Origin of the sequence: Streptomyces sp. f51, from assembly GCF_037940415.1 — a bacterium.
GTDB lineage: Bacteria > Actinomycetota > Actinomycetes > Streptomycetales > Streptomycetaceae > Streptomyces.
Genome location: NZ_CP149798.1, coordinates 1,807,521 through 1,821,468 on the forward strand (window position 1 = coordinate 1,807,521; position 13,948 = coordinate 1,821,468).

The following is a 13,948-nucleotide window of genomic DNA, read 5'->3' on the forward strand; positions in this document are numbered from 1 at the left end:
TTCCCGGACCCGGCGCGCGGCCGTGCTCCGGGGTGCCCGCTCCCGGCCGTCGGGCGGGTCGGGGAAAGGGGCCCACGGCGTCGCGCGCGTCCGGTCTCGCGCCTCACGTACCCTCCCTCTCCCCGCGCCTCACTCGGCGGACTCCTCGCGGATGCGCTCCGCCCCGCGCAGCCGGGCGGGAGCCGCCCGCCGGTTCTCGGCGACCTCTTCCTCGGTGGGAAGTTCGGCACCGCGGGTGAGGAGCTTGAGCCGCGGCTGGTAGCGCTCGGGCACGACCGGCAGTCCCGGCGGCGCGGTGTTGGCGGCACCGGCCGCGAACACCTGCTTGACCAGCCGGTCCTCCAGCGAGTGGTACGACAGCACAGCGACGCGTCCGCCGACGGCGAGGGCCTTCACGGCCGCGGGGATCGCGCGCTCCAGGACGGTCAGTTCGCCGTTGACCTCGATGCGCAGCGCCTGGAAGGTGCGCTTGGCGGGGTTGCCGCCGGTGCGCTTGGCCGCCTGGGGCAGCGCGTCGCGGATCAGTTCCACGAGCCGGGCGCTGTTGGTGAAGGGCTCCTTGTCGCGCTCGCGCACGACCGCGGAGACGATCCGCTTGGCCTGCTTCTCCTCGCCGTACGCCCGCAGGATCCGGACCAGTTCGCCCGGCGGGTAGGTGTTGAGCACCTCGGCGGCGCTCATGCCCGTCGTCTGGTCCATGCGCATGTCGAGCGGCGCGTCCTGCGCGTAGGCGAAGCCGCGGTCGGCCTCGTCGAGCTGCATGGAGGAGACGCCGAGGTCGAACAGGACGCCCTGGACCCGCGGGACGCCCAGACGGTCGAGCACGTCGGGGAGTTCGTCGTAGACGGCGTGCACCAGGGTGGCGCGCTCGCCGTACGGGGCGAGCCGCTCGCCGGAGAGGCGCAGCGCCTCCTTGTCCCGGTCCAGGGCCACGAGCCGCGCCCCGGGGAAGCGGGTGAGCAGTGCCTCGCTGTGACCGCCGAGCCCGAGCGTGCAGTCGACGACCACGGCTCCCGGCTCGGTGAGGGCGGGGGCCAGCATGTCCAGGCACCGCTTGAGCATGACCGGGACGTGTCGGTCGCGCCCCTCCGGTCGCCCGCTGTCACCCTCGTCGGGAAGCGCTTCGCGCCCTTGCATTCCGGGCCCTCTCAGGTCCGGCGCAGCCATACGCACTGCCGGGTCCCCACCCGCTCGGGAAGGGGAGGCCCGCCGACGCCGGTTGAATGGCGTCGGCCGACCGGGAGCGGGAGGAGGCCGAGCCGTACGTACGCGCCGCGCACGCGGGGAGACTCCGGAAGGTCGCCGGGTCTCCTGGGGAAAACAGTCCAGCGGGGAGAGCCTCGCCTCCCGCTTCGCGTCACTTTAGTCCACGGTGTCTCGCGGTCAATCAACCGGCATGCGCGTCGCGGACGGCGCTCGGACCGATGCGGCGGATCCGGAAGAATCACCCGAACGGGCACGTCGTCACCGCCCGTGTGGATTACCTCACAACAAGCCGCGATGACATTCTTTGTCCCCTCTCACAGCAGGACCGCTCCGCAGGTGACCAGTAACGTCATGGGTATGACGACTTCCGCATCTGTTCCCACCGAACCCGAAGACGCCATAGCCGCAGAGCGCACGGTCACCGACCGCCTCGTGGACGCGAACGGGAAGTACGCCGCCGCCTTCACCGACCCCGGGATGGACGCGCGCCCCGTGCTGCGGGTCGCCGTGGTCGCATGCATGGACGCGCGCCTGGACCTGCACGCCGCGCTCGGCCTGGAACTGGGTGACTGCCACACCATCCGCAACGCGGGCGGCGTGGTCACCGACGACGTGATCCGCTCCCTCACCATCAGCCAGCGGGCCCTCGGCACCCGCAGTGTTGCGCTCATCCACCACACCGGCTGCGGTCTGGAGTCCCTCACCGAGGAGTTCCGGCACGACCTGCAGATGGAGGTCGGCCAGCGCCCCGCGTGGGCGGTCGAGGCCTTCCGCGACGTCGACCAGGACGTACGGCAGTCGATGCAGCGCGTGCGCACCTCCCCGTTCCTGGTGCACACCGACGACGTACGCGGCTTCGTCTTCGACGTCACGACCGGCCTGCTCCGGGAGATCGACCCGGCCTGACGCGGCCCCGCCGCACCCCCCGGTCGCCGGCCCTCCGCAGCTCGTGGGACCCTCGCTTCACAAAAAACCCCGGCCGTCCGGTGCCCAAAGAGCCGTAAGAACTGACATATCGCGGCCACTTGTCCACAGGCGGATGACACGAACCGGTAACGGCAACAAGAATGCGGGTGTGGCGTCACGCGGAACCTTTCGCGCGTGGTGCCCGTGTTTCGGGGTGGGCCGGTCCGCACAGGGCGTCGGCCCGAACGGGCCGAGGAGGGCCGGGTGACGACCTATGACGATCGAGCGAGCCTTACAGATCTGACCGCCACTGCGGAGCGAGTCCGCAGTTCGGTGGAAGGAGTGATCGAGGGCAAGCCAGAGGTCGTACGGCTTTCGCTGACCGTGCTGCTCGCCGAGGGCCATCTTCTGATCGAGGATGTCCCCGGCGTCGGCAAGACCATGCTCGCCAAGGCGCTGGCGCGCTCCATCGACTGTTCGGTGCGGCGCATCCAGTTCACGCCCGACCTGCTGCCCTCGGACATCACGGGCGTGTCCATCTGGGACCAGCAGCGCCGGGACTTCGAGTTCAAGCCGGGAGCGATCTTCGCGCAGATCGTGATCGGCGACGAGATCAACCGCGCCTCGCCCAAGACGCAGTCCGCGCTCCTGGAGTCGATGGAGGAGCGGCAGGTCACCATCGACGGGCAGACCTACGAACTGCCCAGCCCCTTCATGGTGGTGGCCACCCAGAACCCGGTCGAGATGGAGGGCACCTACCCTCTTCCCGAGGCCCAGCGCGACCGCTTCATGGCCCGCGTCTCCATCGGCTACCCGAGCGCGGAAGCCGAACTCCAGATGCTGGACATCCACGGCGGGGTGAGCCCGCTGGACGACCTCCAGCCGGTCGCCCACGCGCACGACATCGTGAAGCTGATCGACGCGGTCCGCACCGTCCACGTCGCCGACCCGGTGCGCCGCTACGCGGTGGACCTGGTGGGGGCCACGCGCAACCACCCTGACCTCAGACTCGGCGCCTCACCGCGTGCCACGCTGCACCTGCTGCGCGCGGCGAAGGCGTCCGCCGCTCTCAGCGGCCGGGAGTTCGCGCTGCCGGACGACGTGCAGGCGCTCGCCGTCGCGGTCCTGGCCCACCGCCTGCTGCCCACGGCCCAGGCGCAGTTGAACCGCCGCACGTCCGAGCAGGTCGTCCAGGAGATCCTCCAGCGCACCCCGGTGCCCGCCGCTCCCCAGCAGTCCGGCCTCTCGATGGGCCGGGGCGCGCCCACGTACGGCCAGCAGCCGCCCCGGAGGCTGTGATGACCCAGGCGAGCACGGGGCACACCGCCGAGGACCGGGGCGGGCTGCGCACCGCGCTCGCCGGTCTCACCACGCGCGGCCGCTCGTTCCTGGCGGCCGGAGTGGCCGCCATGATCTGCGCGTACGTCCTGGGGCAGAGCGATCTGCTCCGGGTGGGCCTGCTCCTCGCGGTGCTGCCACTGGTCTGCGCCGCCGTGCTGTACCGCACCCGCTACCGGGTCGCGGGCAGCCGCAGGCTCTCCCCCGGGCGCGTGCCCGCGGGCTCCGAGGCCCGCGTGCATCTGCGCATGGACAACATCTCGCGGCTGCCCACCGGTCTGCTGATGCTCCAGGACAAGGTTCCGTACGTCCTCGGTCCGCGGCCCCGCTTCGTGCTGGACCGGGTGGAGGCGGGCGGCCGCCGCGAGGTGTCCTACCGCGTGCGCTCGGATCTGCGCGGCCGCTACCCGCTGGGCCCGCTCCAGCTGAGGCTGACCGACCCGTTCGGCATGTGCGAGCTGACCCGCTCCTTCTCCGCCTACGACACCCTGACCGTCATACCGCGCGTGGAGGCGCTGCCGCCGGTGCGGCTGACCGGTGAGGCGAAGGGGTACGGCGACGGGCGCCAGCGCTCGCTCGCGCTGGCCGGCGAGGACGACATCATTCCGCGCGGCTACCGCTACGGCGACGACCTGCGCCGGGTGCACTGGCGGCTGACCGCCCGTTACGGCGAGCTGATGGTCCGCCGCGAGGAGCAGCCCCAGCGCTCCCGCTGCACCGTGCTGCTGGACACCCGGGGCATCGCCTTCCAGGGCGCGGGCCCCGACTCGGCCTTCGAATGGGCCGTCTCGGGGACGGCGTCCACCCTGCTGCACATGCTCGAACGGGGCTTCTCGGTCCGCCTGCTGACGGACGCCGGCAGCTCCGTGCCCGGCGAGGGCTCCGACGGGTTCGCGGGCGCGAGCCAGGAGTCGGCGGACGCCGCCGGGATGATGATGGACACGCTCGCCGTGGTCGACCACTCGAACGGCACGGGTCTGTCCCGGGCGTACGAGGTGCTGCGCGGCGGCAACGAAGGACTGCTGATCGCCTTCCTCGGCGATCTCGACGAGGAGCAGGCGACCGTGCTGGGCAAGATGCGCCAGCGCAGCGGCGGGGCCGTCGCGTTCCTGCTGGACAGTGAGTCCTGGGTGCGGGAACCCACCGACGTGCCCGGCCCCGCGGAGGAAGGCACGGACCCGCTGCGCATGCTGCGCGAGGCGGGATGGACCGCCGTCGCGGTGCCGCGGGGGGCGACGCTGGCCGGCCTGTGGCGCGAGGCGGACCGTCAGCGCACACACCTCGCGTCGACGGGGACCAACGCGGGGGGTGAGGGCGTATGAGCGGGCGGGCCCGGCTGGCGCTGTACGCGGCGGCGGCCACACTGATGACGTCCTGCGCGCTGCTGCCGCTGGTGAGCCCGGCGACCTGGATCTTCCAGGCGGCGTTCCTGCTGGCCGTGCAGACCGGCGTCGGCGCGCTGACCCGGCGGGTCCCGCTGGCCCGGCCGCTGACCGTGGCGGCCCAGGCGCTGGTGACGCTGATGATGCTGACGCTGGTCTTCGCCCGGCACCAGGCCCTCGCCGGGATCGTCCCCGGGCCCGAGGCCTTCCAGCACCTCTCGGACCTGCTCCGCTCGGGCGCCGACGACGTCAGCAGGTACTCGATCCCGGCCCCGCTGTCGGACGGGATCCGGCTGATGGTGGTCGGCGGCGTCCTGGTGATCGGGCTCGCCGTGGACACCCTCGCGGTGACCTACCGCAGCGCCGCGCCCGCGGGGCTTCCGCTGCTCGCCCTGTACTCGGTCGCCGCGGGCCTGTCCGGCGGCGGCGCGGCCTGGCTGTGGTTCCTGCTCTCGGCCGCCGGCTATCTGATGCTGCTGCTGGCCGAGAGCCGGGACCGGCTCTCGCAGTGGGGCCGTGTCTTCGGCGGAGCGGCCCGAGGGCCCGGCCCGGCGTCCGCGAGCGGCGTCGTGGCTCCCGTGCGCACCGGGCGGCGGATCGGCGCGGTCGCGCTGGGCGTCGCCCTGTTCGTGCCGCTTGCCCTGCCCTCGTTCGGTGAGGGCCTGCTGGGCGGCGCGGGACGGGGCATCGGCAACGGCCCCGGGGACGGCGGCACGATCTCCGCCGTGAACCCGCTGGTCTCGCTCCGCGACAGCCTGAACGTGGACGAGGACCGCACGGTCATGACGTACCGCACGGACACCGCGGACACACCGAACCTGTATCTGAGGATCGTCTCGCTCGACGACTTCGACGGCACGGCGTGGAAGCCCGCGCAGCGCCACATCGTGGACGTGCCGAAGACGTTCCCGGCGCCGGTCGGACTGTCCGGCGAGGTCAAGCGGGCGACGATCCGGACCCGGATCGCGGCGGCCGACTGGTACGCGCAGGACTGGCTGCCGATGCCGTACCCGGCCAGCAAGGTGGACATCAAGGGCAACTGGCGCTACGAACCCGTGGGGCGCACCCTCGTGGGCGACCACGGACAGAACACCCGCGGGGTGCAGTACGAGGTCACGAGCCTGATGGTGGAGCCGACGGCGCAGCAGCTGGCGAGCGCCCCGGAGCCCTCTCCCGCGATGAAGCGCGAGTACACCAAGGTCCCGGGCTCACTGCCCGCGGTGGTGGCGAGCACGGCGCGCAAGGTCACCGCGGGCTCGGCCAACCACTACGAGCAGGCGGTCAAGCTCCAGGACTACTTCGCCGTCAGCGGCAACTTCCGCTACAACACCCAGGTGCGGGCCGGCACCGGCTCCGCGGCGATCGCGAACTTCCTGAAGGACAAGGAGGGCTTCTGCGTCCACTTCTCCTTCGCGATGGCCTCGATGGCGCGGACGCTCGGGATTCCGGCCCGGGTGGCGGTGGGCTTCACCTCGGGGACCCCGCAGGCGGACGGTTCGATGGCGGTGGGGCTGCGGGACGCGCACGCCTGGCCCGAGCTGTATTTCGAGGGCGTGGGCTGGACCCGCTTCGAGCCGACCCCGAGCCGGGGTTCGGTGCCGTCGTACACCCAGACGAACACGCCCGGCGACACGGAGTCCGCCGCTCCGAAGCCGGCGTTCTCGACCTCGGCCGTGCCCTCGTCCGAGCCGTCGGCGAGCGAGAGCTGCTCGTCCCAGCTGCGCAAGCTGGAGGCCTGCCCGGACCAGTCCTCGGCGGCGGCGATCGGCCCCGGCGACGACGACTGGCCCTGGCCGAAGATCCTCGGACTGGGGCTGGCCGGACTCCTGGTGCTGGGCCTGCCGCTGCTGCCGATGCTGTGGCGGACGCGGGTGCGCGCGGTGCGGCTCGGCGGCCACGGCAGGACCGAGGAGGATGTCGCGGCGTACACGCTGGGGGCCTGGTCGGAGGCGACCGACACGGCGTGGGACCACGGGATCGCGCCGGAGGAGTCGCAGACGCCGAGGAAGGCGGCCGAGCGGATCGTGAGACTCGGTGAGCTGGATCCGGAGGCCGAGGCGGCAGTGCACCGGCTGGCCGCGGCCGTGGAGCAGGTCCTCTACGCTCCGAGCCCCCGGCCGGTGGCGGGCCTCGCGAACGACGCGCGTCAGGTCGGGAGATCCTTCAGGGCCTCCGCGAGCAGGCCCGCCCGGCTGCGCGCGCTCCTCGCGCCGCGTTCGGCCGTCCGGGTGATCTGGATGGCCTCGGCCGCCCGGGCGGCGCTGGGAGCCCGTCTGGCAGCGCGCCGACAGGCCCTGCTCCGCCGTCCGTCGGGCCAGAACAGCTGATACGGAACGGTCCCCGCCCCCGCCGGGCTCGAACACCCGGCGGTCCCGGCGGGGGCCGCGGTCCGGTCCCGTCCGATCCCGTCCGGCTCGGCTCGGCTCGGCTCGGCTCGGCTCGGCGAGGGTTACCGGGCGGGGGGGCTGCGCCACGAGGGGTGCCGTCTCCGAGGTGGTGACCGCACATACGCGTGAGGGGGTGTCCACCCGGATCCGGGTGGACACCCCCTCACGCGTATGTTCCATGGCGGCGACGCCGACGGCTCAGTTGCCGCCCTGCTCGTCGCGCCGGCGCTGCCAGCGTTGTTCGATCCGGTCCATCATGGAACGGCGCTGTCGGCTCTGCCGACGGGAGGCGGGCGAGCCCGGCGCGGTCGGCTGCTCACCCGGCTTGGGAGCTTTGCGCCAACCGGTGACGGCGAGCACCGCACAGCCCAGCATCACGAGGAAGCCCACCACGCTCAGCCAGATCAGAACCGCGACCATTCCAGCCATGAGGAGCGCGATACCCACAAGGAAGCCCGCGACCGCTTGGTAGACCCGTCGCCGGGTGTACGTACGCAGTCCGCTTCCCTCAAGCGCTGTCGCGAACTTGGGATCTTCGGCGTACAGCGCTCGCTCCATCTGCTCGAGCATTCGCTGCTCGTGCTCCGAGAGCGGCACGGAGTCCTCCTCATCGTGCAGTCGCCGGGGCGACCGGGGGTCCCCTTCAGGATAGGCAGGGAATCGGCCCCGTGAAACCCGCCCTCTACGCCAATTCGCCGACCGAGACCCTTCATGGCGCCCCGATGCGCTGAGGCGTGCATTCCCCAGCGAACGGTCCGTCATGCCGGACGGTCTCCCCCGATCATACGGCGCCGAGCACTCGATCGGGTGGTCTGTGGCGTACTCCATCTGCCGTCGAGCCCCTGATCAGCGGCGCGCCACGGGAGTGGCTCAGTCCTCCGAAGCCCCTCGCGCCTCGCCGAGCACATGGAGCTGAGTGGCCACCGAGTGGAACGCGGTGAGCTCGGCCGCCGCAGCCTCCAGCTTCAGCAGTGCCTCCAGGGCTCCGGGCTCGGTGTCCACCAGGACGCCGGGCACCAGGTCCGCGAAGACGCGCACCCCGTGCACGGCGGCGACGTGCAGGCCTGCGCCCGCCACCAGGGAGGTGAGCTGATCGGCGGTGAACCGGTGCGGCACGGGATCGCTCTCGCCCCAGCGTCCGTCCGGGTCGTCGAGCGCGTGCCGGGCCTCCTTGAAGTGCCCGGCGAGCGCGCGGGCCAGCACGGCTCCGCCCAGACCCGCGGCCAGAAGGCTGAGCACGCCCTCGGGGCGCAGGGCGTCCACGACGTTGCGCACGCCCTCGGCCGGGTCGTCGACGTACTCCAGGACGCCGTGGCACAGCACGGCGTCGTAGCGGCCGCGCTCGACCACGTCGAAGAGGCCGTGCGCGTCTCCCTGGACGCCCTGCACGCGGTCCGCGACGCCGGCCTCGGCGGCACGCCGCTCCAGCGCGAACAGCGCGTTCGGGCTGGGGTCCACGACGGTGACACGGTGACCGAGGCGGGCCACGGGCACGGCGAAGTTGCCGCTGCCGCCGCCCGTGTCGAGTACGTCGAGCGACTCGCGTCCGGCCGCCTTGACCTGACGGTCGAGGGCGTCCTTGAGGACGTCCCAGACGACGGCGGTACGGAGAGAAGCGCGGGGGCGCATCGGGTCCGACACGGCAGTTGACTCCTCGGCGCGGCACCGCCTGTCGAACGGCGGAGCGATCTTCGAGCCTCCCGGCGGGGAGGCAGCAGGCGTCTCCACCCTATTGCCTCCGCCGCCGTGACCGGTCCCCCGTCTCACGCGCGCCGGAACACCTGTTGAGCGGGCGCGGAACGAACACGCGGGCACCGCCGGTCCCGCGCTCCGCCCTCAGCCCCCTCGCCGGTCAACCCGCGTCCGGCACCCCCCTGTCCGCCCCGCGCCCGCCCGGCCCCTGGTCCCGGTCTCCGTCCTGGCGGGGCTGGGGCAGGACGGGCTGGAGCAGCAGCATCCGCTCCACCAGCCGCAGGAACATGGCGACGTCGCGTATCAGATCGTCCGCGTCGCGGGTGGTGGCCGCTCCCTGGATGCCGGCCTCGGCGCGGGCACGGCGGGTGGCGCCCGAGGCGAACAGCGCGCTCCACTCGGTCAGTTCGGGCGCGATCTCCGGAAGCACCTCCCAGGCGCTGCGGATCCGGGGCCTGCGCCGCGAGGCGGGCTCCGGCCTGGCCCGCGCGGCGAGGACGGCGGCGGCGGTGCGCAGCGCGGCCAAGTGGGCCGTCGCGTAACGCTCGTTGGATGTCTCCAGGGCCGCCGCCTCGTCGAGTCCGGCGCGGGCCTGGGAGAGCAGGTCGAGGGCGGCGGGCGGGGCCGTGGCCCGGCGGAGCACGGGGTGCACGTCGCCCGCCGGTCCGGTCAGTGAGGGGGCAGGGCCGGTGGCGCGGCGCCGACGGGCGGCGGCTGCGGACGAGCTGGCCATGACGAACCTCCTGTCGTCGTGTGACGGCACTGTGGCCGTATGTGCCCATCGTGCGGTATGCCACTGACAATCCGTTCTGACCTGCGGCTTTGCTTCGATCGCAAGTTCGGGATAGTTTTTGCACTGACCAGTCAGTTCAAAGAGTTCGATGTGTTCCAGGAAAACGGGGGAACTGTGGACGTTCCGCATGGAGTGGGCGTCACGGCCCGGGACTTCGGACTCGAAGGGCCCCGCGGATGGGCGTTCCGCGGGGTCCTTCTCGAAGCGGAGCCCGGATCGCTCGTCGCGGTCGAGGGGCCGTCCGGCTCGGGCCGCACCTGTCTGCTGCTCGCCCTCACGGGCCGGATGAAGGCCACCGAGGGGACGGCGGCCGTGGGCACGTGGACGCTGCCCAAGCAGATGGCCGCGGTGCGAGGAATCAGCGCCCTGGCGCACGTACCGGGGGTCACCGACCTCGACCCCGCACTGACCGTCGGGGAGCACCTGCGCGAACGGGCCCTGCTGCACAGCCGGTTCGGGAGTTCACTGCGCGCCCTGCTGCGGCCTCGCCGCGAGCGGGCCGGCGACGCCGAGTCGCGGATCGACGCCGCGCTGGCCGCCGCCGGACTCGACCCGGACACCCTGCCCAAGGGGCCGAGGACCGCCGTACGCGATCTGGAACGGCTCGAAACACTGCGCCTGTCCATCGCGCTGGCATTGATCGGCCGTCCGCGGCTGCTCGGGGTCGACGACACCGACCTCAAGCTCTCGGACTCCGAACGGACCGAGGCCTGGGCCCTGTTGAGGTCTCTCGCGGCGTCCGGCACGACCGTCGTGGCGGTGTGCAGCGAGGCTCCCGAGGGTGCCGTCGTCGTGTCCACGGCACCGGCCGCCGAGACGGCGAAGACCGCCGGCGGACAGGAGACCGGTACCTCCGGCTCCGGCACCTCCGGCTCCGAGTCCGGCACCGACACGACCGAGTCCGGCTCCGGCTCCGGCTCCGGCTCCGACAGCAACCGCGACAACGACTCCGCCTCCGACAGCGACAGCGACAGCGACAGCGACAGCGACAGCGGGGAACCCGACAGGAAGACGACCGATGCGCTCGCCTGAACTGGCCTTGCTCGAACTCCGCCGCTTCGGCCGGGGCAAGCTCCCCCTCGCCGCCCTGGTCGCGCTCCTGCTGCTGCCCCTGCTCTACGGCGCCCTCTACCTGTGTTCGTTCTGGGACCCGTACAGCCGGCTCGACCGCATCCCCGTGGCGCTGGTGAACGACGACCAGGGCGCGACTGCCGGTGGCCGCAGGGTCTCCGTCGGGGACACCATCACCGAGGGCCTGCGCTCCAGCGACACCTTCGAGTGGCACGAGGTCGACTCGGCCGAGGCCCGCCGGGGCGTGGAGGACGGCACGTACTACCTGTCGCTGACCATGCCGGGCGACTTCAGCCGGCGGATCGCCTCCAGCTCCGGGAGTTCGCCCGAGACCAGCGCGCTCCAGGTGCGCACCAACGACGCGAACAACTACATCGTCGGGCAGATCTCCCGCACGGTGTTCAGCGAGGTCCGGACGGCCGCCTCCACGAAGGCCTCGCGTTCGTTCCTGGACAAGATCTTCATCTCGTTCTCGGACATCCACGGGAAGACCGTGAAGGCCGCCGAGGGCGCGGACCGGCTCAACGACGGCCTCGGCACCGCGAAGAAGGGCTCCAAGGCACTCGCCGACGGGCTCAAGGAGGCCAAGAAGGGCAGCACCAGGCTCTCCGGCGGCCTCAGGAGGCTCACCACCGGCGCGGGCGACCTGGACGACGGTTCGCACCAGGTCGCGGACGGTACCCGGGCGCTGGCCGGCAAGGTCGACGGGGTCGCGGCCAAGGTGGGCCCGTTCCTGAAGGACAACCAGAAGTCGATCGGCGACACGGCCCGGCTGGTCGCCGACTCCGCCGCGGGCATCCGCCACAACCTCGGCACCCTGGTGAAGACGGCACCGGCCGCGGCCAAGGGCGCGCGGGCCGCCTCCGACGCGCTGAACTCCGTCCACCGCGCGCGGTGCGAGACCCTGCCGGTCCCCGACCCGGCGTGTCCCGAGCTGACGAAGGCCGCGGAGGCCGCCGCGGACGTCGTCAAGGTCACCGACGACGTGAACACGCTGATCGGCGACCAGGACGGCGGCCTCGACGAGCTCGACAAGAACCTGGCGACCCTGGAGAAGCAGGCGAACGCCCTCGCCGCCCGCTCGCCGCATCTCTCCGAGGACCTCGACGACGCCGTCTCCAGGATCGACAAGCTGAACGACGGGGCCGCGGCGGTCGCCAGGGGCGCGAAGCGGCTGCACGAGGGGCTCGGCACCGCCGGGACCGGCGCCACGGACCTCGACAAGGGTGTCGGCCGGCTGAGGACCGGGGCGGGGGACCTCGACGGCGGCCTGTACAAGCTCGTCGGCGGCTCGGGGAAGCTGGCGGGGGGCCTGCACGACGGGGCCGACAGGATCCCCGACTACGACAAGCCCGACCGCGACCTGCGGACCGAGGTCATGGCCGACCCGGTGCACCTGGCCTCCAGGGACCTGCACAAGGCGCCCAACTACGGCACCGGCTTCGCCCCCTACTTCATCCCGCTGTCCCTGTGGGTGGGCGCGATGGTGGCGTACATGCTGATCCAGCCGCTGAACCGGCGCGCGCTCGCTGCGGGCGCTCCGGCGTGGCGCATCACGCTCGCGGGCTGGCTGCCGGTCGCCGCGGTCGGCGTACTCCAGACGGCCGCCCTGATGGCGGTGCTGCACTGGGCGATCGGCCTCCAGATGGCGCGGGCGGCGGGAACGGTCGGCTTCCTGTTCCTGGTGACCGCCTGCTTCGCCGCGATCGTGCAGTGGCTGAACGCCCGCTTCGGGGCGGCGGGCCGGATTCTCGTCCTGGCCCTCCTGATGCTCCAGCTGACGTCGGCGGGCGGCACGTACCCCGTCCAGACCAGTCCGGGCTTCTTCAACGCGATCCACCCCTACCTGCCGATGAGTTACGTCGTCGAGGCCCTCCGCAGGCTCATCACCGGCGGCGGCCTGGAGCCGGTACGGACGGCGTGTCTCGTGCTGACGGCCTTCACGGCCGGCGCACTCGCCCTCACCGCCCTGACGGCACGCCGCAAGCAGGTGTGGACCCTTGACCGGCTGCACCCGGAGCTGAGCCTGTGACCACGCGCGCGGGTGCTCCTGTGACAATCGGTGCCATGGAAAGCAGCAGCACCACGGCGGGCGGTGGCAGCCGCCGCGAGGCGACCCGGCAGAAGCTCTACGAGGCGGCCGTCACCCTGATCGCCGAACAGGGCTTCTCCGCCACCACGGTGGACGAGATCGCCGAGCGGGCCGGGGTCGCGAAGGGCACGGTCTACTACAACTTCGCCAGCAAATCGGTCCTCTTCGAAGAGCTGCTGCGCCATGGCGTGGGACTCCTGACCGCCTCGCTGCGGGAGGCGGCGGAGAAGACCGACCGGGACGGCGGCAGCAAGGTCGACGCGCTGGACGCGATGATCCGGGCCGGGCTCGTCTTCATCAACCGCTATCCGGCGTTCACCCAGCTCTACGTGGCGGAGCTCTGGCGCACCAACCGCGCCTGGCAGTCCACGCTGATGGTGGTGCGGCAGCAGGCGGTGGCGGTCGTCGAGGGGGTTCTGCGCGACGCGGTCGCGGGCGGGGAGCTCAGCGACGAGATCGACATCCCTCTGACGGCGGCGGCGCTGGTCGGCATGGTCCTGGTGGCCGCCCTGGACTGGCAGGCGTTCCAGCCGGAACGCTCCCTGGACGACGTCCACGCGGCACTGTCCCGGCTCCTCCAGGGACGCGTGAGCGGCCACGGCTGAGGCGGGGCGCCGTCCGGCGGCGGTCCGCCGCAGCGCCCGGGGCGCCGGTTCGGCGGCGGCCCGGCCGTCGCGTCTCCCGGCATGCCCGCTCCGCGGCTGACCGGCCACCGGACGTCCGCGCCACGCACCGCGCGTACGAGAGCGCCGGTTCGGTCGGCCGCGTCCCCCGCGGGCCGTCCGTACCGGCGCCTCGCCGTGCTCCCCCGTACCCCCGTCGGGCCCCCGTCAGGTCGTCCCCCGGGTTCCCCCGTGTCTCGCTCCCGCCGACCGAGCCGGCGGAAGGAGCGGCCAAGGGCGCGGGTTCCGTTCCGCCGCCCCGTGTCGGCGGTGCCGGAGCCGCGCCCCTCTCCGTGCCTCCACTCTCCCGTTCGCGCAGGTCGGACCCATCCGTGCGCCTACTCATCTCACCCTGTAGGTACGGATACTCAGGCATACGTGCTCAGACCCAGGACGCCGCCGTCGCGCACTGGTTACGA

General features: G+C 72.5%; 11 protein-coding genes. 7 read left to right on the forward strand and 4 right to left on the reverse strand.

What is annotated here, in order from left to right:
• Nucleotides 1-129: 129 nt before the first annotated feature.
• Nucleotides 130-1,137, reverse strand: a complete 1,008-nt coding sequence (gene rsmH, locus WJM95_RS08065) for a 16S rRNA (cytosine(1402)-N(4))-methyltransferase RsmH (protein WP_339128879.1) — start codon at nucleotides 1,135-1,137, stop codon at nucleotides 130-132.
• A gap of 426 nt (nucleotides 1,138-1,563) precedes the next feature.
• Here rsmH and WJM95_RS08070 point away from each other — a divergent pair, with 426 nt between their 5' ends.
• The 4 genes from WJM95_RS08070 (at nucleotide 1,564) to WJM95_RS08085 (ending at nucleotide 7,159) form a co-directional block, all read left to right on the forward strand.
• Nucleotides 1,564-2,112, forward strand: coding sequence for a carbonic anhydrase (locus WJM95_RS08070; protein WP_339128880.1), 549 nt, complete (start codon nucleotides 1,564-1,566; stop codon nucleotides 2,110-2,112).
• Nucleotides 2,113-2,376: 264 nt separating this feature from the next.
• Nucleotides 2,377-3,411 carry a MoxR family ATPase gene (locus tag WJM95_RS08075; RefSeq protein WP_339128881.1) on the forward strand — a complete coding sequence of 345 codons (1,035 nt, stop codon included), beginning with the start codon at nucleotides 2,377-2,379 and terminating at the stop codon, nucleotides 3,409-3,411.
• Complete coding sequence (locus WJM95_RS08080; protein WP_339128882.1) at nucleotides 3,411-4,772, forward strand: DUF58 domain-containing protein; 1,362 nt, start codon at nucleotides 3,411-3,413, stop codon at nucleotides 4,770-4,772. Before WJM95_RS08075 ends, WJM95_RS08080 begins: the two co-directional genes overlap by 1 nt.
• The gene (locus WJM95_RS08085; RefSeq protein WP_339128883.1) at nucleotides 4,769-7,159 is read left to right on the forward strand and encodes a DUF3488 and transglutaminase-like domain-containing protein; all 2,391 of its coding nucleotides are present in this window, start codon (nucleotides 4,769-4,771) and stop codon (nucleotides 7,157-7,159) included. Before WJM95_RS08080 ends, WJM95_RS08085 begins: the two co-directional genes overlap by 4 nt.
• Before the next feature lie 258 nt (nucleotides 7,160-7,417).
• On the opposite strand, the gene WJM95_RS08090 is transcribed toward WJM95_RS08085, so the two are convergent.
• The 3 genes from WJM95_RS08090 to WJM95_RS08100 form a co-directional block, all read right to left on the reverse strand.
• Nucleotides 7,418-7,816: a DUF3040 domain-containing protein gene (locus WJM95_RS08090; RefSeq protein ID WP_339128884.1), complete on the reverse strand. Its 399-nt coding sequence runs from the start codon at nucleotides 7,814-7,816 to the stop codon at nucleotides 7,418-7,420.
• A 273-nt stretch (nucleotides 7,817-8,089) separates the two neighbouring features.
• The gene (locus WJM95_RS08095) at nucleotides 8,090-8,860 is read right to left on the reverse strand and encodes a methyltransferase (RefSeq protein ID WP_339128885.1); all 771 of its coding nucleotides are present in this window, start codon (nucleotides 8,858-8,860) and stop codon (nucleotides 8,090-8,092) included.
• A gap of 211 nt (nucleotides 8,861-9,071) precedes the next feature.
• The gene (locus tag WJM95_RS08100) at nucleotides 9,072-9,644 is read right to left on the reverse strand and encodes an SAV_6107 family HEPN domain-containing protein (protein WP_339128886.1); all 573 of its coding nucleotides are present in this window, start codon (nucleotides 9,642-9,644) and stop codon (nucleotides 9,072-9,074) included.
• A gap of 174 nt (nucleotides 9,645-9,818) precedes the next feature.
• Here WJM95_RS08100 and WJM95_RS08105 point away from each other — a divergent pair, with 174 nt between their 5' ends.
• Genes WJM95_RS08105 through WJM95_RS08115 form a run of 3 tightly spaced genes read left to right on the forward strand, consistent with a single transcriptional unit; the run spans nucleotide 9,819 to nucleotide 13,472 of the window.
• The gene (locus WJM95_RS08105; protein ID WP_339128887.1) at nucleotides 9,819-10,736 is read left to right on the forward strand and encodes an ATP-binding cassette domain-containing protein; all 918 of its coding nucleotides are present in this window, start codon (nucleotides 9,819-9,821) and stop codon (nucleotides 10,734-10,736) included.
• Nucleotides 10,723-12,807 (forward strand): YhgE/Pip domain-containing protein, encoded by a 2,085-nt coding sequence (locus WJM95_RS08110; RefSeq protein ID WP_339128888.1) that lies wholly within the window; start codon nucleotides 10,723-10,725, stop codon nucleotides 12,805-12,807. The genes WJM95_RS08105 and WJM95_RS08110 overlap by 14 nt, the downstream gene beginning before the upstream one ends.
• A 35-nt stretch (nucleotides 12,808-12,842) precedes the next feature.
• The gene (locus WJM95_RS08115) at nucleotides 12,843-13,472 is read left to right on the forward strand and encodes a TetR/AcrR family transcriptional regulator (protein WP_339128889.1); all 630 of its coding nucleotides are present in this window, start codon (nucleotides 12,843-12,845) and stop codon (nucleotides 13,470-13,472) included.
• Nucleotides 13,473-13,948: the final 476 nt, after the last annotated feature.